22 protein-coding genes are annotated in these 24160 nt (G+C 69.9%); 11 read left to right on the top strand and 11 right to left on the bottom strand.

The genetic code is table 11. The features are described 5' to 3' along the window. Positions 1-14: 14 nt before the first annotated feature. The 6 genes from G4Z16_RS24565 to G4Z16_RS24540 all read right to left on the bottom strand — a co-directional run bounded on the left by G4Z16_RS24565 (position 15) and on the right by G4Z16_RS24540 (position 4657). On the bottom strand, positions 15-773 hold the full coding sequence (locus tag G4Z16_RS24565) for a Tellurium resistance (protein ID WP_197352832.1): 759 nt from the start codon (positions 771-773) through the stop codon (positions 15-17). A gap of 142 nt (positions 774-915) precedes the next feature. Continuing rightward, positions 916-2070, bottom strand: a complete 1155-nt coding sequence (locus G4Z16_RS24560; RefSeq protein ID WP_197352831.1) for a DUF475 domain-containing protein — start codon at positions 2068-2070, stop codon at positions 916-918. A 39-nt stretch (positions 2071-2109) separates the two neighbouring features. Next, a complete protein-coding gene (locus G4Z16_RS24555) occupies positions 2110-2688 on the bottom strand; it encodes a TerD family protein (protein WP_197352830.1) in 579 nt (192 codons plus the stop codon). Between the two features lie 108 nt (positions 2689-2796). Next, positions 2797-3372, bottom strand: coding sequence for a TerD family protein (locus G4Z16_RS24550; protein WP_197352829.1), 576 nt, complete (start codon positions 3370-3372; stop codon positions 2797-2799). A 129-nt stretch (positions 3373-3501) separates the two neighbouring features. Beyond that, a complete protein-coding gene (locus G4Z16_RS24545; protein ID WP_197352828.1) occupies positions 3502-3960 on the bottom strand; it encodes a peroxiredoxin in 459 nt (152 codons plus the stop codon). A 256-nt stretch (positions 3961-4216) separates the two neighbouring features. Continuing rightward, positions 4217-4657 carry a DUF3052 domain-containing protein gene (locus tag G4Z16_RS24540; protein ID WP_070017699.1) on the bottom strand — a complete coding sequence of 147 codons (441 nt, stop codon included), beginning with the start codon at positions 4655-4657 and terminating at the stop codon, positions 4217-4219. Positions 4658-5066: 409 nt separating this feature from the next. On the opposite strand from G4Z16_RS24540, the gene aceE reads away from it, so the two are divergent. Continuing rightward, the gene (aceE, locus tag G4Z16_RS24535) at positions 5067-7814 is read left to right on the top strand and encodes a pyruvate dehydrogenase (acetyl-transferring), homodimeric type (protein ID WP_197352827.1); all 2748 of its coding nucleotides are present in this window, start codon (positions 5067-5069) and stop codon (positions 7812-7814) included. Between the two features lie 245 nt (positions 7815-8059). Here aceE and G4Z16_RS24530 read toward each other — a convergent pair whose 3' ends face one another. Further along, on the bottom strand, positions 8060-8371 hold the full coding sequence (locus G4Z16_RS24530) for a peptidase inhibitor family I36 protein (RefSeq protein ID WP_343070900.1): 312 nt from the start codon (positions 8369-8371) through the stop codon (positions 8060-8062). Positions 8372-8732: 361 nt separating this feature from the next. Beyond that, complete coding sequence (locus G4Z16_RS24525) at positions 8733-10370, bottom strand: MFS transporter (RefSeq protein WP_197352826.1); 1638 nt, start codon at positions 10368-10370, stop codon at positions 8733-8735. Between the two features lie 201 nt (positions 10371-10571). Here G4Z16_RS24525 and G4Z16_RS24520 point away from each other — a divergent pair, with 201 nt between their 5' ends. The 6 genes from G4Z16_RS24520 to G4Z16_RS24495 all read left to right on the top strand — a co-directional run bounded on the left by G4Z16_RS24520 (position 10572) and on the right by G4Z16_RS24495 (position 17358). Then, the gene (locus G4Z16_RS24520; protein ID WP_197352825.1) at positions 10572-11228 is read left to right on the top strand and encodes a TetR family transcriptional regulator; all 657 of its coding nucleotides are present in this window, start codon (positions 10572-10574) and stop codon (positions 11226-11228) included. Between the two features lie 230 nt (positions 11229-11458). Further along, entirely contained in the window at positions 11459-12703 is a 1245-nt protein-coding gene (locus G4Z16_RS24515) for an alpha/beta hydrolase (RefSeq protein WP_197352824.1), read from the top strand. 102 nt (positions 12704-12805) lie between these two features. After that, a complete protein-coding gene (locus tag G4Z16_RS24510; RefSeq protein WP_197352823.1) occupies positions 12806-13708 on the top strand; it encodes a DUF4429 domain-containing protein in 903 nt (300 codons plus the stop codon). A gap of 120 nt (positions 13709-13828) precedes the next feature. After that, positions 13829-15289: a sensor histidine kinase gene (locus G4Z16_RS24505; protein WP_246531037.1), complete on the top strand. Its 1461-nt coding sequence runs from the start codon at positions 13829-13831 to the stop codon at positions 15287-15289. Then, complete coding sequence (locus tag G4Z16_RS24500) at positions 15286-15993, top strand: response regulator (protein ID WP_197352822.1); 708 nt, start codon at positions 15286-15288, stop codon at positions 15991-15993. The genes G4Z16_RS24505 and G4Z16_RS24500 overlap by 4 nt, the downstream gene beginning before the upstream one ends. 159 nt (positions 15994-16152) lie before the next feature. Further along, on the top strand, positions 16153-17358 hold the full coding sequence (locus G4Z16_RS24495; RefSeq protein ID WP_197352821.1) for an alpha/beta hydrolase: 1206 nt from the start codon (positions 16153-16155) through the stop codon (positions 17356-17358). Positions 17359-17434: 76 nt separating this feature from the next. Here G4Z16_RS24495 and G4Z16_RS24490 read toward each other — a convergent pair whose 3' ends face one another. Both G4Z16_RS24490 and G4Z16_RS24485 read right to left on the bottom strand, forming a co-directional pair. After that, the gene (locus G4Z16_RS24490; RefSeq protein ID WP_246531036.1) at positions 17435-18475 is read right to left on the bottom strand and encodes an aldo/keto reductase; all 1041 of its coding nucleotides are present in this window, start codon (positions 18473-18475) and stop codon (positions 17435-17437) included. 11 nt (positions 18476-18486) lie between these two features. Further along, positions 18487-18957: a MerR family transcriptional regulator gene (locus G4Z16_RS24485; protein ID WP_028434982.1), complete on the bottom strand. Its 471-nt coding sequence runs from the start codon at positions 18955-18957 to the stop codon at positions 18487-18489. An 80-nt stretch (positions 18958-19037) separates the two neighbouring features. Here G4Z16_RS24485 and G4Z16_RS24480 point away from each other — a divergent pair, with 80 nt between their 5' ends. Next, on the top strand, positions 19038-19901 hold the full coding sequence (locus tag G4Z16_RS24480) for a serine hydrolase domain-containing protein (RefSeq protein ID WP_197352820.1): 864 nt from the start codon (positions 19038-19040) through the stop codon (positions 19899-19901). A gap of 64 nt (positions 19902-19965) precedes the next feature. Here the strand turns inward: G4Z16_RS24480 and G4Z16_RS24475 are convergent, their stop codons facing one another. Continuing rightward, positions 19966-20712, bottom strand: coding sequence for a pirin family protein (locus tag G4Z16_RS24475; protein WP_197352819.1), 747 nt, complete (start codon positions 20710-20712; stop codon positions 19966-19968). Between the two features lie 81 nt (positions 20713-20793). On the opposite strand from G4Z16_RS24475, the gene G4Z16_RS24470 reads away from it, so the two are divergent. The 3 genes from G4Z16_RS24470 to G4Z16_RS24460 all read left to right on the top strand — a co-directional run bounded on the left by G4Z16_RS24470 (position 20794) and on the right by G4Z16_RS24460 (position 24073). Then, complete coding sequence (locus G4Z16_RS24470) at positions 20794-22014, top strand: PucR family transcriptional regulator (protein ID WP_425508117.1); 1221 nt, start codon at positions 20794-20796, stop codon at positions 22012-22014. Positions 22015-22115: 101 nt separating this feature from the next. Further along, a complete protein-coding gene (locus G4Z16_RS24465) occupies positions 22116-23048 on the top strand; it encodes an ACP S-malonyltransferase (protein ID WP_197352818.1) in 933 nt (310 codons plus the stop codon). Positions 23049-23068: 20 nt separating this feature from the next. Beyond that, on the top strand, positions 23069-24073 hold the full coding sequence (locus tag G4Z16_RS24460) for a ketoacyl-ACP synthase III (RefSeq protein ID WP_197352817.1): 1005 nt from the start codon (positions 23069-23071) through the stop codon (positions 24071-24073). Positions 24074-24160: the final 87 nt, after the last annotated feature.

The raw sequence follows: 24160 nt of genomic DNA, 5'->3' as shown, positions 1-24160 counted from the left end.
GGCCCGGGCCGGGGTCAGGTCCTGCCGGCCTTGAATCCGCGGCCCCACTGCAGGCCCCAGCCGTAGAGCCGGTCCAGCTCGGACTGGAATCCGTAGACGTAGCGCACCTGGCGGCGGACCATCAGCTGGTCCTTCTCGTGCTCCATGAGCAGGACGGCGCACGAGCGTGCCTGCGGGGCGCGCTGGTCGAGGCTGACCTCGACGCGCGGGCCGTTGGTCGGGAAGAGCGTGAGGACCGCGTGCGTACGGTCGAACGCGGGCGTGCCGTCGTAGATGTAGACGAAGAACAGCAGCCGCTTGATGTCGTCCTTGTGGTCGAGATTCACATAGATCGTCTCGCCGGACGGTGAGCCGAAGCGGTCGTCACCGGTGAGCTTCACATACGGCGGGGAGTTCCAGTCGCCGAGGAAGTTGCCCAGCGGCTGCACAACTCCCTTGCTGCCGTCGGCCAGTTCGTACAGGCACGCGAGGTCGAGGTCGACGTTGACGACGCCCTGCGTGTGCGCCTGGACGACCTGCGGCTTCAGCGCCTGGAACGGATGCCGGAGCGAGCCGCGGCGTCCGGTTCTCCCGTCGAAGTCCGAAGTCCGCATGCGCCAGGAGAGATTGACCCGCAGGCTGCCGTTGTCGGCGCCCTGCTCGGTGAGCGATACCGACGAGTGACGTTTGGTCAGCTCGGTCGCGTAACTCGAACCGCCGCCCGTCATGTCGAACTTCGCACCGCGCCGACGCATCCCGGCGCTGCTGCGCCAGTTCTCCCAAAGGGAGACCATCCCGCACCCCCACTCGAACTCCAACTGCCTCGGGGCGGCTCCGAGTCGGGACTCGGAGCCGCCCCGTTAGAGCGTTCCGCAAACAGGCCACCGTGACACCCGGAACGCGCGAGCCGACGCACCTTCCGGGATCACAGGGGGCTCACGCCTTGGAGCTGACCTCCTCGTCCGAGGCCTCGTCCTTCTCGCCGCCGCTCTCGTTCGACTGCGCGACCCGCTGGTTGCGCCGGACCGAGGACCAGAACGACGCGGCGATCAGCGCGACACCGATCAGACCGGTGATCACCTCGTTGATCTCGTACTTGATCGTGACGAGCAGGATGGCCGCGAGCGCACCGATCGCGTAGTGCGCCCCGTGCTCCAGGTAGACGTAGTCGTCGAGCGTGCCCTGCCGGACGAGATAGACCGTGAGGGACCGCACGTACATCGCGCCGATACCGAGACCGAGCGCCATCCAGAAGATGTGGTTGGTGATCGCGAAGGCACCGATGACGCCGTCGAAGGAGAAGGAGGCGTCGAGCACTTCGAGGTAGAGGAACATGAAGAAGGCTGCCTTGCCGGCTATTCCGACAAGGGACGGATCCTTGCCTTCCTTCTTGGCCTCCTCCTCGGCCTCGTGCTCGCGTTCCTCCTCTTCCTCCAGCCTGTTCTCGAAGTGGCTGGAGAGACCGCCCACGATCAGGTAGGTGATGAGACCGGCGACGCCGGACATCAGCACCGTGGCGGACTTGTCCGCGTGAGCGCCGCCGTGCTGGTGCGCCTCGACCGCGAAGGTCATCGCGGAGACCAGCAGCACGATCAGGGCGATGCACACGGAGAGCATGTCGACCTTGCCGAGCTTGGCCAGGGGCCGCTCGAGCCAGGCGAGCCACTTGTACTCCCGCTCCTCGAAGATGAAGTCGAGGAAGATCATCAGGAGGAACATGCCACCGAAGGCCGCGATGGCCGGGTGCGCGTCCGTCACGAGCTGCTGGTACTTGTCCGGGTCCGCCAGCGCGAGATCGACGGCCTCGATGGGCCCGATCTTGGCGCTGATGGCCACGATGACAACTGGGAAGACCAGCCTCATCCCGAACACCGCGATGAGGATGCCGATGGTCAGGAAGATGCGCTGCCAGAAGGCGTTGAGCTTTTTCAGCACACCGGCGTTGACGACCGCGTTGTCGAAGGACAGCGAGATCTCCAGGACGGACAGGATCGCCACGACGGCGAAACCCTGCCACCCCCAGAGCAACGCGGCGAGGGCGAATCCCGCGGCCGTGACGCCGAAGGACCAGCCGAAGGTTTTCAAGAGCACTGGGCTACCCAATCCGCTTTACGAACACATGACCTTTGCTTACGAAACATTGACCCCGAAGTCTAGAGCGATGCCTCGCAGGCCTGAGGCGTACCCCTGTCCAACGGCCCGGAACTTCCACTCGCCCTCGCGCCGGTACAACTCCCCGAAGATCATCGCGGTTTCCGAGGATGCGTCCTCGGTGAGGTCGTAACGCGCCAGCTCCTGCCCGTCCTCCTGGTTCAGGACGCGGATGTAGGCGTCGGTGACCTGCCCGAACGTCTGCTGGCGGGGCTCGGCGTCGTAAATGGAGACCGGGAAGACGATCTTGTCCACGTGGGCGGGAACGAGCGGCAGGTCCACCAGAACCGTCTCGTCGTCCTCGCCACCGGTGCCGCCGACGAGCTCGTCGCCTGTGTGTTCGACGGAGCCATCGGGGCTCTTGAGGTTGTTGTAGAAGACGAAGTACTCGTCGCCGAGGACCCGGCCGTTCGCGCAGAGCAGCGCGCTGGCATCCAGGTCGAAGGCGGCGCCGGTGGTGGAACGGGCCTTCCAGCCGAGCCCGATCCGGACCTGGGTCAGGTTCGGTGCGGCCTTCGAGAGGGAGACATTTCCCCCCTTGGCGAGCGTCACGCCCATGTTCTGATCCTCTCCCCGGTGTTGATGCACCCCAGTGTCCCGACATCACCAGGCGCCGCACACCTCCGGTTCACGGAAGTCTGCGGCGCCGGTGGCTGCCGGGATCCGTCAGACGTTGACCCCGAAGTCCTGCGCGATGCCGCGCAGTCCCGACGCATAGCCCTGGCCGATGGCGCGGAACTTCCACTCCGCGCCGTGCCTGTAGAGCTCGCCGAAGACCATGGCCGTCTCCGTGGAGGCGTCCTCACTCAGGTCGTAGCGCGCCAGCTCGTTGTTGTCGGCCTGGTTGACGACGCGGATGAAGGCGTTGCGGACCTGGCCGAAGCTCTGCTGGCGGCTCTCGGCCTCGTAGATGGAGACCGGGAAGACGATCTTCTCCACGTCGGCCGGCACGCCCGCCAGATTGACCTTGATGACCTCGTCGTCGCCCTCGCCCTCACCGGTGAGGTTGTCGCCGGTGTGCTCGACGGAGCCGTCGGGGCTCTTGAGGTTGTTGAAGAATACGAAGTTCTTGTCGTTGCTGACCTTGCCCTCGCCGTTCGCAAGCAGGGCGCTGGCATCGAGGTCGAAGTCCGAGCCCGTGGTCGTACGGGCGTCCCAGCCCAGACCTACGATCACGGCCGTCAGGTTCGGGGCCTCCTTGGTCAGCGAGACGTTGCCGCCTTTGCTGAGGCTGACTCCCACGAGTCCTCCTGGTGTCTGTTCGAAGGAGCACCGTGTACGTGCCCCCGTGCCTGTTGCGGTTTGCTCCTGTTGCTGTCGGATCAACGAATCGATCCTAGTGAGCGGTTCCCCACGCTCCCAGGGCTTCGGTCAGAGGGCTTTCAGCGCCTTGACGTACTCGTTCAGGTCACGCGCCTCGGGAATGGCATTGACGACGTTCCAGCGGACGACGCCCTCCGTGTCGATCACGAAGGTGCCGCGCACGGCGCAGCCCTTCTCCTCGTCGAAGACGCCGTAGGCGCGGGAGGCCTCTCCGTGCGGCCAGAAGTCCGACAGGAGCGGGTACTCCAGCCCCTCCTGGTCGGCGAAGACGCGCAGCGCGAAGGGCGAGTCGTTGGAGACGGCGAGCAGCTGCACGTCGTCGTTGACGAACGACGGGAGCTCGTCACGCAGCGCGCACAGCTCGCCCGTGCAGATCCCCGTGAACGCGAAGGGGTAGAAGAGCAGAACGACGTTCTTCTTGCCCCGGAAGTCGGACAGCGAGACCGCTTCGCCGTGCTGACTCTTCAGTGTGAAGTCCGGTGCCTTGGTGCCGACTTCGATTGCCATGGGATGAAGATCCCCTTCCGTGGTGACGGTCGATGGAGACGTTCTGTCGTCGCGGACCCGGAGACGGCGGCGCCTGCCCGCGGCGTCCGCGGGGCGCCTGGCGGGACGGCACTTCACCGTCACGGGACGCCGGCGCAGTCTTTCATTCCGCCCCTGGAGCGACTCCGGGCCCCCGGCAGCCTGGCTGCCGGGGGCCCGGATCTGGTCTGGTGCATTGCTGGGACAGCTTCCTCGGTCTGCGTCCGAAGCGCCCCGATTACCGCTTGCCGGTGCGAGCCGTCTTGGGCGTGACCAGACGGCTTCCGCTCCAGTCCTTGCCCGCGTTGACGGTGCTGGTCTGGGCGAGCCCGGCGGTCTGCGCCGCCTCACCGATCTCGCTCGGCTCGACGTAGCCCTCGCGGCCGGTCTTGGGGGTCAGCAGCCAGACAGGAGAACCCGCGTCGATCATCGTGGTGGCATCCACCAGCGCGTCCGTCAGGTCGCCGTCATCCTCGCGGAACCACAGCATCACGGCATCGGCCACGTCGTCGTGGTCCTCGTCGACGAGCTCCGTACCCGTGATGGCCTCGACGCCCTCACGGAGTGCCTGCTCGGCGTCGTCGTCGTACCCGAGCTCCTGGACCACCTGTCCGGGCTGGAAACCCAGCCTTGCGGCGGGGTTGGTCCGCTCCTCCGCGTGGTCCGCGGTCGCGCTCACGGATTGCCTCCTGTCTCTTGCTGGAATCTGCCTTGCGCCCCGCGCGCACGCGAGGCAATGGCCGTAGTCCACACGGGCGGGACGGATCGCGCAAGTACCCCACCATCCATCCCGCCCAAACGCCTACGTGTCCTCCCACAATGCCCGATGAGCAGTGATTCGCGCCACATCGGCCAGGGAGATATGCACCGGTTCCCTGCCTTCCGTACCGAGTGCACCGGCGGCAGCACGGCTCTTGGACGCCGGGCGTAGGGTGGCAATTCGGCCGCCCCATTTGACCCTTCCCTTCGAGCGCCAAGGAGACGGAACCGGGTTACCCCGCAGTAGAGGTGACGCGGGCGCAGCGGCAGTGGACGATGGAGTCGGCGCGACACCAAGGCAGACTGATCACGACCAGCGAAGGAACAGCGTGGCTTCCGGATCCGATCGCAACCCGATCATCATTGGCGGCCTTCCCAGCCAGGTCCCGGACTTCGATCCCGAGGAGACCCAGGAATGGCTCGACTCGCTCGACGCCGCCGTCGACGAGCGCGGACGGGGACGTGCCCGCTATCTCATGCTCCGGCTGATCGAGCGGGCGCGCGAAAAGCGCGTCGCCGTACCGGAGATGCGCAGCACCGACTACGTCAACACGATCGCCACGCGGGACGAGCCCTTCTTCCCGGGTAACGAGGAGATCGAGCGCAAGGTCCTCAACGCGACCCGCTGGAACGCCGCGGTGATGGTCTCCCGCGCGCAGCGCCCCGGTATCGGGGTGGGCGGGCACATCGCGACCTTCGCCTCTTCCGCCTCTCTCTACGACGTGGGCTTCAACCACTTCTTCCGCGGCAAGGACGAGGGAGACGGCGGCGACCAGGTCTTCTTCCAGGGCCACGCCTCCCCCGGCATCTATGCGCGCGCCTTCCTGCTCGACCGGCTCTCCGAGGCGCAGCTGGACGGCTTCCGGCAGGAGAAGAGCAAGTCGCCCAACGGGCTCTCCAGCTATCCGCACCCGCGGTCGATGCCGGACTTCTGGGAGTTCCCCACGGTCTCGATGGGGCTCGGGCCCATCGGCGCGATCCATCAGGCGAGGATCAACCGCTACATGGAGGCGCGCGGCATCGCCGACACCTCCAAGTCGCACGTGTGGGCATTCCTCGGCGACGGGGAGATGGACGAGCCCGAGTCGCTGGGTCAGCTCTCTCTGGCCGCGCGCGAGGGGCTGGACAACCTCACCTTCGTCATCAACTGCAACCTTCAGCGGCTCGACGGCCCCGTGCGCGGCAACGGGAAGATCATCCAGGAGCTGGAGTCGTACTTCCGCGGCGCCGGCTGGAACGTGATCAAGCTGGTCTGGGACCGCTCGTGGGACCCGCTGCTCGCACAGGACCGCGACGGTGTGCTGGTCAACAAGCTCAACACCACGCCCGACGGCCAGTTCCAGACGTACGCGACCGAGAGCGGCGCCTACATCCGTGATCACTTCTTCGGTGGTGACCAGCGGCTGCGGGCGATGGCCGAGAACATGACCGACGACCAGCTCCTGCACCTGGGGCGCGGCGGCCATGACCACCGCAAGGTGTACGCGACGTACAAGGCGGCCAAGGAGCACCAGGGCCAGCCGACGGTGATCCTCGCGCAGACCATCAAGGGCTGGACGCTGGGGCCGAACTTCGAGGGCCGCAACGCCACGCACCAGATGAAGAAGCTGACGATCGACGATCTCAAGGGCTTCCGCGACCGGCTGCGCCTGCCGATCCCCGACAAGGAGCTGGAGTCCGGCGCCCCGCCGTACTACCACCCTGGCAGGGACTCGGAAGAGATCCAGTACATGCACGACCGCCGTCGGGAACTGGGCGGGTACGTGCCCACGCGCGTGAACCGCTCCAAGCCGCTGAAACTCCCCGGCGACAAGGCCTATGCGGCGGTCAAGAAGGGCTCCGGCCAGCAGCAGATCGCCACCACCATGGCCTTCGTGCGGCTCCTGAAGGACCTGATGCGGGACAAGGAGATCGGCAAGCGGTTCGTTCCGATCGCTCCTGACGAGTACCGCACCTTCGGAATGGACTCCTTCTTTCCCTCGGCCAAGATCTACAACCCGCTGGGGCAGAGCTACGAGTCCGTCGACCGCGAACTGCTGCTGGCGTACAAGGAGTCGCCGAGCGGGCAGATGCTGCACGACGGCATCACGGAGGCCGGCTGTACGGCGGCCGCGACCGCCGCGGGATCGGCCTATGCGACGCACGGCGAGCCGCTGATCCCGATCTACGTCTTCTACTCGATGTTCGGGTTCCAGCGGACCGGCGACCAGTTCTGGCAGATGGCCGACCAGATGTCGCGGGGCTTCGTACTGGGTGCGACCGCCGGTCGTACGACCCTGACCGGCGAAGGTCTGCAGCACGCGGACGGTCATTCCCAGCTGCTGGCGTCGACGAACCCGGCCGCCGTCTCCTACGACCCGGCGTTCGGCTTCGAGATCGCGCACATCGTCAAGGACGGGCTCCAGCGGATGTACGGCTCGACGCCGGAGCATCCGCAGGGCGAGGACGTCTTCTACTACCTCACCGTTTACAACGAACCCATCAAGCAGCCCGCCGAGCCGGCGGACGTGGACGCCGAGGGCATCGTCCGCGGCCTCTACCGCTACAGCGTGGGCGCCAAGGGCACGATCCCCGCGCAGATCCTCGCCTCGGGCGTCGCCGTGCCGTGGGCCCTCGAGGCTCAGAAGCTCCTGGCCGAGGAGTGGAACGTCAAGGCGGACGTCTGGTCGGCGACCTCCTGGAACGAGCTGCGCCGCGAGGCGGTGGAGGCCGAGGAGCACAACCTGCTCCACCCCGAGGAGGACCAGCGCGTCCCGTACGTGACGCGGAAGCTCCAGAGCGCCGACGGGCCCAAGGTGGCCGTCTCGGACTGGATGCGGTCCGTGCCGGACCAGATCGCCCGCTGGGTGCCCGGCACCTACCAGTCCCTGGGCGCCGACGGTTTCGGATTCGCCGATACCCGGGGAGCGGCCCGGCGCTTCTTCCACATCGATGCGCAGTCGATCGTGCTGGCCGTGCTGACGGAGCTGGCGCGGGAGGGGAAGATCGACCGCTCGGCCCTGAAGCAGGCCCTCGACCGGTACCAGCTGCTGGACGTGGCGGCCGCGGACCCGGGCCCGGCGGGCGGCGACGCCTAGCCTCCCGGGGGCTGCGCGCCGGGGCACCGCCCCCGGACGTGCGAGAACGGACCGCGACGGCTCGGTACGGCACTGCTGTACCGAGCCGTCGCGCTGTGCGCGTCCGGCGCCGCGGCACCAAGGCCGGTCATCGAGAGTCGCCACGGGCCGGCGCAGACACCGGACGCCCGCACGTAGAGCGCGGGCCAACGGCCGCACCCACGCCGCGCTCACGGCTCGCACCGCCGCACCGTGACAGCGGCGCATCAGCGCTCCCAGACCTTGAACGCCCGCACCCTGTAAGCGCCTTCGGGCGTCCAGGAGCCGGAAGGATGGGTGTGGAATTCGCGCGTCTCCGCGCACTCGGCGCTCTCGTAGACGGTGACCGGGCGGCCCGTGCGGTTGGCGAACGACTCCGCGCCCGCATGCCCGGGGAGTCGCTTGCAGCTCCCGATGGAGACCTCCCTGAGCGCGTATTCACGCCGCTCTCCACGGAACCGGGCATCCGGCCAAAGGCAGAGCTCGCCCGCCGCGCAGTCACCCAGCCTCGGCCCTGCCACCGCCTGCGGTGGCGCCACACCTGCTCCCGCGGACAAGGCGCCCATTGCCAGCGCGGCGGCCGCAACGCCCCGCGCCGCCGTCAGGCCGGGGCGCGACCCCCGGCCCCGTCCGTACTCTCCCCGCTGCGCGCGCTCGCCCCGTCCGGACATGGCTCGTCCGTATCTCCGCATCCGACCACTCCCCCGTCCCGGCCGGGCTCCGAGCGCCCGGCGTCGTGACCAGCATGAACGGGGGTCAGAGCAAGGCCAAGTGAAACCCTTCCGTTTCACCGGGACCGGTGGCGGAGTTATCCACAAGCGCCATGCGTGCGGACGCGGAGACACCTCGGGGCGGGACGGTCACGACCGTCCCGCCCCGAGGTTCACAACCCCGTGGCCGTCAGACGTGGACGGACGGCCCCGCGTCGTTCGTGCCGCGCTTGGTGAAGAAGGCGACCCCGGAGGCGAACACCGCCACGACACCGGCGCACATGAAGGCCAGCCCCATCCCCGAGATGAACGAGTCGTGCACCACAGCCTTCATCGCCTCGGCGATCTGCGCGGGGGTTCCGGTCGGTGCGGGAGGCGCGACGCCGACCTCGGCGGCGCCCTTGAGCTTGTCCTCCTGGCCCGGAGGCAGGGGCGGCAGCTTGGCGTCCGTCCACTTCTCCGGCAGCGCGTCGTCGACGCGGGTGGCCATGACGACGCCCAGCACCGCGGTGCCGAGGCTTCCGCCCACCTGCATCGCCGCCTGCTGGAGTCCGCCTGCGACGCCCGAGTGCTCCAGCGGTGCGTTCCCGACGATCACGTCGGTGGCCCCGACCATCACCGGCGCGAGGCCGAGGCCCAGCAGCGAGAACCACAGGGAGGTGACGGCGGCACCGCTGTCCGCGTCCAGCGTCGAGAGCCCGAACATCGCGACCGCGGTGACCAGCATGGCGCCGACGAGCGGAACTCGCGGCCCGATCTTGGAGATCAGTCCGCCGGCCACTGGCGAGGCGACGATCATCATCGCCGTCAGCGGCAGCAGCCGGATCCCGCTGTCCACGGGCGACATGCCGTGCACGTTCTGCAGGTAGAAGGTGACGAAGAAGATGCCGCCCATGAATCCGAAGGCCATCAGCACCATCAGCACCGTGCCGGCCGTCAGCGGGATCGAGCGGAACATGCTCAGCGGGACCAGCGGTTCCTTCGCCTTCGACTCCCAGAGCCCGAAGATCAGGAACGCGGCGAGCGAGCCGCCGAGGAAGCCCAGCGTGGACGCATCGCTCCAGCCCCAGGTCGGTGCCTTGATCAGTGCCCAGATCAGGCAGAACATCGCGCCGGACAGCAGCACGATACCCGGGACGTCGAAGGAGCGCGGGGCCTTCTCCGCCCGGTGGTCGCGGAGGATGAACAGACCCATCAGCAGTGCGGCCAGACCGACCGGGATGTTGATGAAGAAGACCGATTCCCAGCTCACCTTCTCGACGAGGAGCCCGCCGACGATGGGTCCGGCCGCGGTCGAGGCGCCGATGACCGCGCCCCAGACGCCGATGGCCGCGTTCAGCTTCTCGGCGGGGAAGGAGGCACGCAGCAGGCCGAGCGCCGCGGGCATCAGCAGCGCTCCGAAGAGCCCCTGCAGCACGCGGAAGGCGACGACGAGCGAGACGCTGCCGCCCAGACCGATCGCTCCGGAGGCCGCGGCGAAGCCGACGACGCCGAGCAGGAAGGTCTGCCTGTGACCGAACCTGTCACCGAGCTTGCCCGCGGTGATCAGGGCGACGGCGAGCGCGAGCAGATATCCGTTGGTGATCCACTGGACGTCGGCGAGCGACGCTCCGAGGTCCTGCTGGATGGCCGGGTTGGCGATGGCGACGATGGTCCCGTCGAGGGCGACCATCGTGATGCCGATCGCCACGGTCACGAGGGTCAGCCACGGGTGGCCGCGGACACCTGAGCGAGGTTCCGGTGCGCCTGATACGCCTGGTATGCCTGGTTCACGCGGGCCGGGCGGTTCCGGGGTCCGGCCCGTGGGCGTGCTGGTCTGGGAGCTCATGATGCGAGGCTAATGACAGTCGCTGACAATTGACAAACAAAATTATTCGTCGGTAGATGTCAGGCTGCTCACATCCGCCCGGGGCGCCGCGCCCCGGGCGGATTCCGGAGAGCCACGTCCAAGATCCGGCCGCGACAGCGTCCGGTCCGTGCATGCTGTGCCGTTGGAGAATCAGCGGAGAACCACTGGGAGGTGGCCGAAGTGACCGGTCTGCGTGAGCGGAAGAAGCAGCGCACCCGGGACTCGCTCGTCCGCGCCGCCTGCGAGCTCTTCGTCGAGCAGGGCTACGAGGAGACCACCGTCGACGAGATCGTGGCCGCCGTCGACGTCTCCCAGCGCACCTTCTTCCGCTACTTCACCAGCAAGGAGGAAGTGGCCTTCTCCCTCCAGGCGCTCGTCTCGGAGCGGTACGTGGAGGCCGTACGCACACGGCCGCCCGGGGACGCCCCCGTCGAGGTGCTGCGCAGCACGCTGGACGAGACGTGGGAGAGCATCGGTGAGGCCATCGAGGAGATCGTCCCCCTCACGCTGTACATGAGGATGTGGCAGATCATCGAGACCACGCCCTCTCTCGTGGCCGTCGAACTCCGTCACGCGGTGGAGATGGAGGAGCGGCTGGCCGCCGAGATCGCACGGCGCGAGGGCGTGGACCCGGACACCGACCCCCGGCCCCGGGTCCTCGTCGCGGCGTTCTCCGGTGTGATGCGTGCCGCCTTCCGCCGCTGGAGCTTCGGCGGGGACATCACGGTGGCCGCGGCGCAGCGCATGGTCGAGTCGTACGTCGACCAGTTGGGACCTGCCCTCTCGGACGATTGGGGCGACCCCGCCGGCGACTCCGGCCGCCCCGCGGCGCACTGACTACGGGTCAGCCCGAGAGTCGCCGCGAGGCGTCCTCCAACTGTTGTGCGCCACGGGCCGGTTCGCGGTCCGGCCCTGCCGCAAGGCACCCGCGGGAACCACCTCGTACGCCTCGCAACACCACGACAGCCACAGGCCCGTCCGAAACTGACCCAATCAGGCATGCTGAAACGTGAGATGGGTCACGGCGCGCACGAGCACGCGACCCAGTCTCCTAGGGTTGCTGTCCAGTGAATTCCTTTCCGGCCCTCAGCAATCCCCTGTCCGGATCAGGCCTCCCGTCCCCGGGAGCCCCGGGCACTGCTTTCTGGCGCACGGTGCTCGCACTGGCCGTGGTGCTGGTCCTGCTGGCGACGACCGGGTGGACGGCGATCCGCGAGCACGACGGGACGCCCGGCCCCTACGCCGCCAGCCTGCTCGCCTGGAAGAAGGGCTCCATCGCCGGCCGCCAGCTGCCCGGCCCGGACGAGAAGCCCGGAGCGGTCGCCCGCTTCTTCCGTTCGCTGAGCACCACCCAGCAGGAGCGCCTGGCCGACCGCTACCCGCTCGTCGTGGGGAACCTGGGCGGCGTCCCCGTCGAGCTGCGCTACGAGGCGAACCACAAGGCGCTGATCGAGGCGCGCGACATCGAGCGCGAACGCATGAACGACCAGCGGCTGACCGACGACGGGCGCCAGACCGCGAGCCACCGCATGGAGCGCTTCGAGTCCATGCTCGACCCGGCACGCCAGATCCTCGCCTTCGACCCGACGGGACGCGGCCGCGCGGCGGAGGTCTTCGGCGATCTGGACCGGGCGCAGCGTGTGTCGGTGGTCGTTCCGGGCGTGGACACCAACCTCCTGACGTTCGAGAAGTCCGACCGCCCGTACTCCGCACCCGCCGGCATGGCACGCGCGCTCCAGGAGCGGCAGCGCAGCGCCTCGCCGGGCGCGTCCACGGCGACCATCGCCTGGGCCGACTACACGGCACCGACCGGCCTCGGCGTCGAGGCCGCCTCCGGCAACCTCGCCGAGGAGGGGGCGCAGCGGCTCACCGACTTCGTGCAGAGCCTGCACAGCCCGCACATCGCGCTGTTCTGCCACAGCTACGGCTCGGTCGTGTGCGGTGACGCGGCGGACGGGCTGCCGCGGCGCGTCACCGACATCGCCGTGTCCGGCAGCCCGGGAATGCGCGTGGACCACGCCGACGACCTCGGCACCGACGCCAACGTCTGGGCCGCGCGCGACAAGGACGACTGGATCGCCGACGTGCCCCACATGGAGGTCGGCGGGCTCGGTCACGGCGCCGACCCCGTGTCCCCCGGATTCGGTGCGCGCAGGCTCTCCGCGAGCGGCGCCCTCGGGCACACCGGCTACTACGTGCCGGGCACCGGAAGCCTCGACAATTTCGCGGAGATCGCGACAGGTTCGTACGACACCGTCAGCTGTGCGACGAGCGATCCCGGCTGCGTCGGAGCCCCCACCAAGACCGCGTGACGGCGGGTGCATTCCTCGCACGGGCGCGCATATGCCCCGTAAATGAGGGCGATTACGCGCGTAGCGTCGAGTAGGGGGACGAGCGGGCGCCTCGCGCATACGATGGGCCGCATGGGTGACGTACTGGCTGGAATTCACTCCGCCTGGGAGTTCGAAGCCGACTCCGTGCTCATCCGCTTCGAACGGGGGATCCGCACACCGAAGCTCTTCCACGTGCTCGGAGAGCGGCGCGTCCCGTACGAGGCACTGAGCAGCGTCGAGCTCGCCCCGGGCGGCAAGCGCGGCACCGTGGTGCTGCGTGCCGAGCCCCGCACAGGCGCCGACCCGCTGATCGAGGCCGCTGCCGGCCAGCTGAAGGACGGCTGCGACCCCTATCGGCTGGTGCTGCCCGCCGAGCGCGAGACGCTCGCCGACTACTACGCGACGGAGCTGCGCGCGGTCCTGGGCGCGGACGCCGACAAGCCGGCCGAGCACCATCTCGTCGCCGCCCCCGCGCCCCCGCACAGCTTCAAGGCCTACGACGGCAAGGCGTCCTTCGACGGCAGCACGGTCTTCTTCCGCTGGTTCTGGACCGGTGCCTCCTCCAGCAAGTGGAAGGCGGGCGACCAGAGCTTCCCGGTGAGCGAGCTGGAGGACGTCGAGTGGCGTTCGCCGGAGATCGCGAGCGGCCATCTGCGCGTGACGCCGCGCGGCGGCAGGCCCCCGGAGTACCGGGAGCCGGACAAGGACCCGGCGTCCGTGGTCTTCGGCATCGGCTACGGGCTGGTGCACGAGTCGCTGCCGTTCGCCGCCTCGGTGCTGGAGGCGGTGCGGGCGGCCCAGCCGGCGCCCCTTCCCGAGACCTCACCGCCGTCACGTCAGTCCCGGTCAGGACGCTCCGCGGGCCGCGCCGATCCGGCGGACATCGCCGAACGCATACGGCACCTCGGCGAGCTGCACGAGGCCGGGCTCGTGACCGAGGACGAGTTCGCGAAGAAGAAGGCCGACCTGCTCTCCGAACTGTGAGCGCGCGGCGGCCGGTTGCGGCCGCCGCCGCAGGGGACCATGCCCTACTGACGTACGGGGTGCACCCGGTACTCACGTATGACGTGCGGCCCCATGACCACCGCATACTCTGATCGCGCGATGAACGCCTCCGACGCTCCGGGACAAGCGGGCTCCTCGCCCACCGAGCCGTCACGCGGGCCTGCGAAGCCGCTCTCCGTGCCCGCGCAGGCAGCCATGCGCGGGCTGCACGATTTCTGGGCGGCCCTCACGACACCGGCGGGTCCGGATGCGCGTCCGCCCGTTCCGGGATCCAGGCGCCGGGGGCGGCGCTGGGCGTACGTATTCCTCATCGGGCTGGTCGCCCTGCTGATCCCGGTCACCTCCAACGTGCTCTCGCAGGACCACGGGCTGCCCGGCGCTGTCGCGGTCTCGCTGGCCTTCGCGCAGGCCGGGCCGCTGCTCCTGGCCGTCACGCGGCCGCTCCAGGCCTGGTGGGTCGTGATCGTCGCGGACACGGCCGGCGCTCTGCTGCTGCTGTTCACGCCGCCCGGGCAGAACTCGTGGCCATGGCCTCCCATGGAGATCATCGGCTATCTGGTGCTGTGCCTCGCGCTGTCGCTGCGCGAGAGGCGCCGCACGCTCATCGCCGTCTGGACGGTCACCCTCGTGATCTCGCTGGCGCTCGGTTTCCTCGCGCAGGGGCGCAGCGACGGAACGAACGTGCTGATGACGGTGCTCAGTGGCATCGTGCTGCTGCTCGGCGGGGCACTGCGCGAGCGGGGGGACGCGCAGCGGCGTCTCGCGGAGCAGGAGACGATCAGCGAGGCCGAGCGCGCCCGGCGCACGCTGCTGGAGGAGCGGGCCCGTATAGCGCGTGAGCTGCACGATGTCGTCGCACACCACATGTCGGTCATCACCGTGCAGGCCGACAGCGCGCCCTACCGGCTGAGCGGGCTGCCGCCGCAGGCGCGGGAGGAGTTCGGCTCCATCGCCGCGACCGCGCGCGAGTCGCTGTCGGAGATGCGGCGGCTGCTCGGTGTGCTGCGCAGCGAGGAAGCACAGGGCGAACGGGCACCGCAGCCGGGCCTGGACCGGCTCGGTCAGCTGGTGGAGGCGACCGTCCGGGCGGGCGTGCCCACCGAACTGTCCGTGGAGGAAGGGCTGTCCGGGCTGCCGCAGGCCGTGCAGCTGTCCGCCTACCGGATCGTGCAGGAAGCGCTCGCCAACGTCGTACGGCATGCGCCCGGGGCCACCTCCCGCGTATCGGTGACCGGGGGCGACGCGGAAGCGAGCGGCGGGGACGGCGAACCGGTCGAGGACAGCCGGGGTGGCAGGGGCGGCAAACGCACCGAACGCACCCGGGACTCCGCGCAGGCGCATCTGACGGTCCTCGTCGTCAACGGCCCGGCCCCCGGCCCGGCAGGGCCGCCCCTGGAGACCGCCGGCACCGGACACGGCCTCGTGGGCATGCGCGAACGCGTCCGGCTCATCGGCGGTTCGCTCGACACCGGGCCGCTTCCCGACGGCGGGTTCCGCGTCGCCGCCCGCATACCGCTGCTGCCGGCACAACCGACCGGGAAGGACCCCGAGCCCTCATGACCACCCGCGTGATCATCGTCGACGACCAGGCCATGGTGCGTGCGGGCTTCGCCGCGCTCCTCGCCGCGCAGTCCGACATCGACGTGGTGGGCGAGGCCGCGGACGGGGCGCAGGGCGTCGAACTGTGCCGGCGCACGCACCCCGACGTGGTTCTCATGGACGTGCGCATGCCGGAGATGGACGGGCTGGAGGCGGCGAGGAAGCTGCTCGGAACCGACAACGGCGGCAAGGGCGGCACCGGTTCGGCGGACGGAAAGGCCCACCGCCCCAAGGTCCTGATGCTGACCACCTTCGATGTGGACGACTACGTCTACGAGGCGCTCCGCGCGGGGGCCAGCGGATTCCTGCTCAAGGACGCTCCGCCCGCCGATCTCATCGCGGCCGTGCGGATCGTCGCGGAGGGCGAGGCACTTCTCGCCCCGTCGGTCACCCGGCGGCTCATCGCCGACTTCGCCAGGCAGCGCCCGTCGCCGCCGTCGGCACGCGGACTGCGGCTCAACGGGCTGACGGACCGTGAGACGGAGGTGCTGGAGCTGCTGGCACGCGGACGGTCCAACACCGAGATCGCCGGCGCCCTCGTCCTGGCCGAACAGACCGTCAAGACTCACGTGAGCCGTATCTTCACCAAGCTCCAGCTGCGCGACCGGGCTCAGGCCGTGATCTTCGCGTACGAGTCGGGCCTGATCTCCCCGGGCGAGGGCTGACTCTCCGGTTGGCCGTCTCCTCCTCGCGGAGGGCATGCCGATACCCCGGTATCACCCGGGCGTTGGCTCCCCGGTGTGACGTGAGGCCGCACACCCTCGTCCGACTCTCCTTCCGAAAGGCCACCGGTCCCTCCGGCGGCCGCCGGAGGGGGTACGGGGATGAAGCGCCGTCTGAAGCGGGCTCTGACAGCTGCCGCACTCACCGCAACAGTCGTCGCGGCCACTGCCGGCTGGGCCGCCGGCTCGACGCAGAAGGCCGTCACCGGTCCGCCTCCGGGAGCGGCCGCCTGGCGCGCGGACGACGACACTCTCGGCCGCCGGCTCCCCGACCCGGCGGCGAGTCCGGCGCGGATCGCTTCCTTCTTCGAAGGTCTCGCACCCCGGGAGCGCGCGGCCCTCCTGCACCGGCACCCGCTCGTGACCGGCAATCTCGACGGCGCGCCGGCGGAGATGCGGTACGCCGCCAACCGCCGCGCACTCCGTGCCGAGACCGCGCGTGAGCGTGCGCGTGCCGCCGACTCCGCCCGTACACCGCAGGACCGCCAGCTCGCGCGGGCGAAGGCCGACCGCTACGCCCGGCTCCTCGGGCACGGGCGCCAGATCCTCGCCTTCGACCCGCGCGCCCGCGGCCAGATCGCCGAGGTGTACGGCGACCTGGGCGGCGCGGAGCGCACAGCGGTGATCGTGCCGGGCTCCGACATCGACCTCGCCACGTTCGACAGCAAGGGCCCCAACAGGTACGGGACTCCGGCCGGCATGGCCGCGTCCCTGCGCGCCCGCATGTCGGCCGCGGAACCCGGCACTCGCACCGCCGTCATCGCCTGGTCCGGATACACGACGCCCGTCGGGCTGGGGCCGGACGCGGCCACGACGCGCCTCGCCGCCGCCGGTGCACCCCGGCTGGAGCGCTTCCTGCAGGGCCTCGCCCGCACGGGAGCACCCGCCCCCACGGTGCTCTGCCACAGCTACGGCTCCGTGGTGTGCGGCAGGGCGGCCGGGGAGCTGACGCGGCGCGACGCCTCCGACCTGATCGTCTTCGGCTCGCCGGGCATGCACGCCGACTCCGTCCGCGAACTCCGCACTCCCCTGCGGGTCTGGGCCGCCCGCGACGCGGGCGACTGGATCGGGAGGGTGCCGAACGTGGAGGTCCTCGGCCTCGGGCACGGCAGCGACCCGGTCTCGGAGAGCTTCGGCGCCCGCGTCGTCTCCTCCGCGCGCGCCGACGGCCACACCGGCTATCTCGCGCCGGGCACCGACTCGCTGGCCAACTTCGCCGCGATCACGCTCGGTTCGTACGAGGCCGTGGAGTACTCGTCGCCGCAGGGGGCGCCGCCCGGCTCGTGCACGCGGGGCCTCACGCCGTGATGCGACGACACCACGGTGGGACGGCACGGAGACGGAAGGCCCTTCCGGGGGCCGGCCGGCTCCGCGCCGTCGTCCGTCATTCCCGTCCGGCGGAGGTGAACGACATGTCCGCGTAGCGGTCCCCCGCCACCTGACCCGCGATGGGCTCCAGCAACGCCAGCTCGTCCCCGGTGAGTTCGATGCGGGTTGCGGCGGCGTTCTCCTCGAGCCTGCTCCGCCTGCGGGTGCCGGGGATGGGGACGACCGTCATCCCGCGCAGGGCGGCCTGCTGCTGCACCCAGGCCAGCGCGATCTGTCCCGGGGTGGCGCCGCGCGACTCGGCGATCTTCCGCACGGGTTCGAGCAGCGCCGCGTTCGCGCTCGCATTGCCGCCGGTGAATCGGGGCTGCGTGTTACGGAAGTCGTCGCTCGTGAGTTCCGTCTCGGCGTTCACGAAGGACCCGGTGAGGAAGCCCCGCCCGAGGGGCGAGTACGGCACGAAGGCGACGCCCAGTTCACGGGCCGTCTCCACCACGGCGTCCTCGACATCACGGCTGAAGAGCGACCACTCGGACTGCACCGCCGCGATGGGGTGCACGTCCTGGGCCGTGCGCAGCTCGGCGGCCGTCACCTCGCTCAGCCCGAGGTACCTGACCTTGCCTTCCCGTACGAGTTCGGCCATGGCGCCGACGGACTCCTCCAGCGGCACGCTCACATCCCGCCGGTGCATGTAGTACAGGTCGATCGCCTCGATGCCGAGCCGCCGCAGGCTGTCCTCGGCGCAGCGCCTGATGTACGGAGGGTCGTTGCGGATGCCCCGCTTGGTGGGCTCATCGGGGTCGCGCGTCAGCGAGTACTTCGTCGCGAGGACGACCTCGTCCCGGTGCGACTGGATGAAGGGCGCGATGAACTTCTCGTTGTCGCCTTCGTTGTGGCCGTAGACGTTGGCCGTGTCGAAGAGGTTGACGCCCAGTTCGAGCGCGCGCTCCAGCGTGGCCCTCGCCTCGTCGGGATCCTCGGTGGGCCCGTAGGCGAAGCTCATGCCCATGCAGCCGAGGCCCTGCACGCCCACTTCGGGACCGTCCGCGCCGAGCCGTGTCGTCGCGATCTTCTGGCTGTTGCCCGTATTCGAAGTCACTGCAGCCCCTCTCAGGCGGATTCCGGCGCCCGCCGGGCGTCGGAGTAGATTCCGATCTTGTAATCCAGGACCGCGAGGGTCTCGCGCAGCTCGGCGACCCGGCGCAGCACGTCCTCACGCGTGGCCACCAGCAGCTCGTAGCGCTCGGGGAAGGTCTGCTCCCCGGCCCGTACGAGTTCGGCGTACCGCACCATGTCCGCGACCGGCATGCCCGTCAGCCGCAGCTTGGCGACGAGGTCGAGCCAGTCGAGGTCCTTGTTGGTGAAGCGCCGCTGCCCGGTGTGGGACCTGTCCACGTGCGGCATCAGCCCGATCCGCTCGTACCAGCGCAGCGTGTGCGCGCTCAGCCCGCAGATCCCGGCGACCTCGCTGATGGTGTACCGGTCCTTGCCGTCGGGCCTGGGATGGGGCAGTCGCCCCCGCTCGGCGCACACTTCCGGTTCGACTGCTTCGTCCGCTGTCTCCGTCTCCGTCACGGTCATAAGTGAAACGCTACGGAGCTGGAGTGCACTCCAAGCAAGCGCAAAATTCGGGCCGGATCGCGTCACGTACGCTCGGCCACATGAACAGCCTGCGGATGATCGACAATTGGCCCGTGCCGACCGCTGCCGCCGCCGTCGTCTCTTCGGAGCACGGCGCGGACGCCGCCTCCGGCTCCGGGACCCCCACCGTCACCGCCGCTCACGGCAGCACGAGTCACCGTTTCGCGCTCGCGTCCGTGACCAAGCCCCTCGCCGCCTACGCGGTTCTCATCGCCGTGGAGGAAGGGGCCGTGGAACTGGACGAGCCGGCCGGGCCGGAAGGCTCGACGGTCCGGCACCTGCTCGCGCACACCTCGGGGCTGGCCTTCGACGAGGACAAGCCGATGGCCGAGCCGGGCACGCGCCGCATCTACTCCAACGCGGGTTTCGAGGCGCTCGGCGACCACCTCGCGAAGGTCACCGAGATACCGTTCCCGCAGTATCTGCACGAGGCGGTCCTCGAACCGCTGGCCATGACGTCGACGGAGCTTCCCGGCTCCCCCGCCAAGGACGGCGTCTCCACCGCCGACGACCTCACCCGGTTCGCCGCCGAACTCCTCGCGCCGCGCCTGCTGAGCCGCACCACCCTGGACGAGGCGACCTCGGTCGTCTTCCCCGGGCTCAAGGGTGTGCTGCCGGGATACGGACACCAGTCGCCCAACGACTGGGGCCTCGGCTTCGAGATCAAGGACTCCAAGTCCCCGCACTGGACCGGCAGTTCGTCCTCGCCGCGCACATTCGGGCACTTCGGGCAGTCCGGCACGTTCCTCTGGGTCGACCCGGACGCGGGAGCGGCCTGCGTCGCCCTCACCGACCGCGACTTCGGGCAGTGGGCCATCGACGCGTGGCCGCCGTTCACGGACGCGGTCCTGGAGGAACTGCGCTCCGGCGCCGCCCAGGGCTGAGCCCGGGAAGGCGCCCGCCAGGGGCAAGGCAGGACGCTGCCGGCAGGCGCCGCCCGTAGCGACGTCAGCCGTAGCCGGGCTCCGCCTGCATCTCCCACATCAGCATCTCGACCGGGCCCCCGGCGCCGCGTGCCTCCAGGTCACGGGCATCCGTGATGCGCGCGGCGTCGCCGGCGGACAGCCTCTCCCGCTCGGCCCCGCCCGGGGACGCCTCGTCCTCGTCGGCCGGTCCCGAACCGATCTCCGCCACGCCTCGTACGACGTGCACGTACACCCACGCCGCGTCCGGAACCGCCGTGCGCTCACCGTCCGCCAGGCGCCGCACATGCATCATGGCCTCCGTGTGCGGCACCGCGAACGGCGTCCCGTCGGCGATGCCGTGCACCACCTCGTACTCCGGCTCGCGGCTCCCGCTCTGCCCGTCCGTGCCGCTGCCGAAGGAGCCGGGGACCAGCCACATCTGCACGAAACACAGCGGCCCGGAGCCCGCGTTGCGTTCGATGTGGCGCACTCCGCTCCCCGCGCCCATCCGCTGAACGTCGCCGGCACGCACCCGCGAGGTCCGGCCCGTCGAGTCGATGTGCTCCAGCTCCCCCTCGACCACCCAGGTCACGATCTCGACGTCCCGGTGCGGGTGTTCGGGGAAGCCCGCGCCCGGTGCCAGCCGCTCCTCGTTGCAGGCCACCAGCTGCCCGAAACCGACGTTGTCAGGGTCGTAGAAACCCGAGAACGAGAAGGCGTGCCGGGTGTCGATCCCCGCCGCCTCGTCACCGCCCCGATACCGGTCGGTCCCCCGCCACACCTGAAGCATGAGCCCACCGTAATCCGCTCCGCGGAAGCGCAGCAGAGCCCCCGGCCCCCCGTCCACGGTCCGATGAGGCAGGCTTGGCACGTGCCCGAATCCACAGACCCTCCCGCGAACCCGCCTTCCGACGAGCGCCCGGAGCACGCCGAGCACCCGCACGGCGCGACCCTGCGGCGCCTGGAGCAGTCCTCCGGCAAGCTCGCCGCGGCGGCCATCACGCGCATGGACGAGCAGCTGCCGTGGTACCGGGCCATGCCACCTGAGAACCGATCCTGGATCGGGCTCGTCGCCCAGGCCGGCATCGCGGCCTTCACCGAGTGGTTCCGGCACCCCGAGACGCCGCAGGCCATCAGCACGGACGTCTTCGGCACCGCGCCACGCGAACTGACACGGGCCATCACGCTGCGCCAGACCGTCGAGCTGGTGCGTACCACGATCGAAGTCGTCGAGGCCGCGATCGACGAGGTCGCCGCTCCGGGTGACGAGTCGGTGCTGCGCGAGGCGCTCCTGGTGTACGCACGCGAGATCGCCTTCGCCACCGCCCAGGTCTACGCACAGGCCGCCGAGGCACGCGGTGCGTGGGACGCGCGGCTGGAGTCGCTGGTCGTCAACGCCGTCCTGTCCGGCGAGGCCGACGAGGGCGCCGTCTCCCGTGCGGCGGCACTCGGCTGGAACGCCCCCGAGCACGTCGCCGTGGTACTCGGCACGGCGCCGGACGGGGACAGCGAGTTGACGGTCGAGGCCATAAGGCGGGCCGCCCGGCACGCGAAACTCCAGGTGCTCACGGGCGTGCTGGGCAGCCGGCTGGTCGTCGTCGCAGGCGGCAGCGACGATCCGCTGCGCGCCGCGAAGTCCCTGATCGGGCCGTTCGCGCCGGGCCCGGTGGTGGCCGGTCCGATCGTCGGCGACCTCCTCTCGGCAACCCGCTCCGCACAGGCCGCCGCGGCCGGGCTGCGCGCCTGCGCGGCATGGCAGGACGCCCCGCGGCCGGTGCTCGCGGACGACCTGCTGCCGGAGCGCGCGATGGCCGGCGACCCCACCGCGCGGGAGCTGTTGGTGGAGGAGATCTACAGACCGCTGGAGGAGGCGGGCTCCGCGCTCCTGGAGACGCTGAGCGTCTATCTGGAACAGGCGAGCAGTCTCGAGGGCGCGGCGCGGATGTTGTTCGTACACCCCAACACCGTGCGCTACCGGCTGCGACGTGTGACTGACGTCACCGGATGGTCGCCCTCCGATGTCCGCTCGGCCTTCACACTGCGTATCGCGCTGATTCTGGGGCGTCTCAGCGACTTCGGGAACGGAGCCTGACCGAGAGAGGGCGTCTTTGTCGAGGCTCGACAATTTGCCTCCGGGTTCTTCGTACCGCTGCGCACCGGCGCGAAGGGCACCTCACAAGGGAGAGTGAAAGAGTGCTCGTACTCGTAGCTCCCGGCCAAGGCGCGCAGAAGCCTGGCCTCTTGACTCCCTGGCTCGAACTCCCCGGCGTCGCCGACAGGCTCGCGGAGTGGTCGGCCGCCATCGGCATGGACCTCGCCCGCTACGGCACGGAGGCCGGCGAGGAGGAGATCCGCGACACCGCCGTGGCGCAGCCGCTCCTCGTCGCCGCCGGCCTCGTCTCGGCGGACGCCCTGCTCGAGGGCCGTCCCGTGACCGAGTCCGCGGGTGCGGTGGCAGGCCACAGCGTCGGTGAACTCGCCGCCGCCGCCATGGCCGGAGTGCTTCAGCCCGCCGACGCCATGACGCTCGTACGGGCGCGTGGCAGCGCGATGGCCGAGGCCGCCGCCGTCACGGACACCGGCATGTCCGCGGTGCTCGGCGGCGAACCCGAGGCGGTCGTCGCCCACTTGGAGAAGCTCGGCCTCACCCCGGCGAACATCAACGGCGGCGGCCAGATCGTCGCGGCGGGCACCGCCGAGCAACTGGCCGCGCTCGTCGAGAGCAAGCCCGAGAAGGCGCGTGTCATCCCGCTGAAGGTGGCGGGCGCCTTCCACACCCACCACATGGCACCGGCCGTCGACGTACTGGCCACCGCGGTCGAGGGGGCGCAGGTCTCCGACCCCGTGCTCCCCTACGTGTCCAACCTGGACGGATCCGTCGTCGAAGGCGGCCCGCAGGTCGTGCAGCGCCTGGTCAACCAGATCTCCGCGCCGGTGCGTTGGGACCTGTGCATGGAGACCTTCCAGAAGATGGGCGTCACGGCACTCATCGAGGTGTGTCCCGGCGGCACGCTCACCGGTCTGGCCAAGCGCGGCCTCGCCGGCGTGCGGACCCTGGCGCTGAAAACCCCTGATGATCTCGACGCGGCGCGCGAGCTGATCGCCGAGCACACGCAGACCGCCTGAGCCTCAAGGAGCTCGAGAGCATGACCGCGAAGATCAATCCCACCAAGGGTTCCCCGTACTCGCGCATTCTCGGCGTGGGCGGCTACCGCCCCACCCGGGTCGTGCCGAACGAGGAGATCCTCAAGCACATCGACTCCTCCGACGAGTGGATCCGCTCACGCTCGGGCATCGCGACCCGCCACTGGGCCGGCCCGGACGAGACGGTCGCCGAGATGACGCTGGAGGCGGCCGGCAAGGCGGTCGCCGACGCGGGAATCACACCGCAGCAGGTGGGTGCCGTGATCATCTCGACCGTCTCGCACTTCAAGCAGACGCCGTCGATCGCCACCGAGATCGCCGACCGCATGGGCGCGGGCAAGGCCGCCGCGTTCGACATCAACGCGGGCTGCGCGGGCTTCGGTTACGGGCTCGCACTCGCCAAGGGCATGATCGCCGACGGCAGCGCCGAGTACGTGCTCGTCGTCGGCGCCGAACGGCTCTCGGACCTGACCGATCTGACGGACCGCTCCACCGCGTTCCTCTTCGGCGACGGCGCGGGCGCCGTCATCGTCGGCCCGGCCACGGAGCCGGGAATCGGCCCGTGCATCTGGGGTTCGGAGGGTGACAAGGCGGACGTCATCAGCCAGACCGTTCCCTGGGACGCCTACCGCGCGGGTGAGGTGGAGAAGTTCCCCGCCATCCGCCAGGAGGGCCAGGCCGTCTTCCGCTGGGCCGTCTATGAGATGGCGAAGGTGGCCCAGCAGGCCCTCGACGCCGCCGGGGTCTCCCCGGAGGACCTGGACGTCTTCATCCCGCACCAGGCCAACATGCGGATCATCGACTCGATGGTGAAGACCCTCAAACTGCCGGAGCACGTCACGGTCGCCCGTGACGTGGAGACGACAGGCAACACCTCGGCCGCCTCGATCCCGCTCGCGATGGAGCGGCTGCTGGCGACCGGAGAGGCGAAGAGCGGTGACACCGCACTCGTCATCGGCTTCGGGGCAGGGCTCGTCTACGCGGCAACGGTGGTTACCCTCCCCTAGGCAAGATCCACACAGTCCGTACAGCGCCGTGCGGCAATGTGTGGCGACCTCGCAACAGACAACTCGTAAGTACGAAGACCGAAGGAG

It is taken from the genome of Streptomyces bathyalis (assembly GCF_015910445.1).
GTDB lineage: Bacteria > Actinomycetota > Actinomycetes > Streptomycetales > Streptomycetaceae > Streptomyces > Streptomyces bathyalis.
Note: the sequence above shows the minus strand (reverse complement) of the source record. Positions and strands in the feature narration are given on the sequence as shown.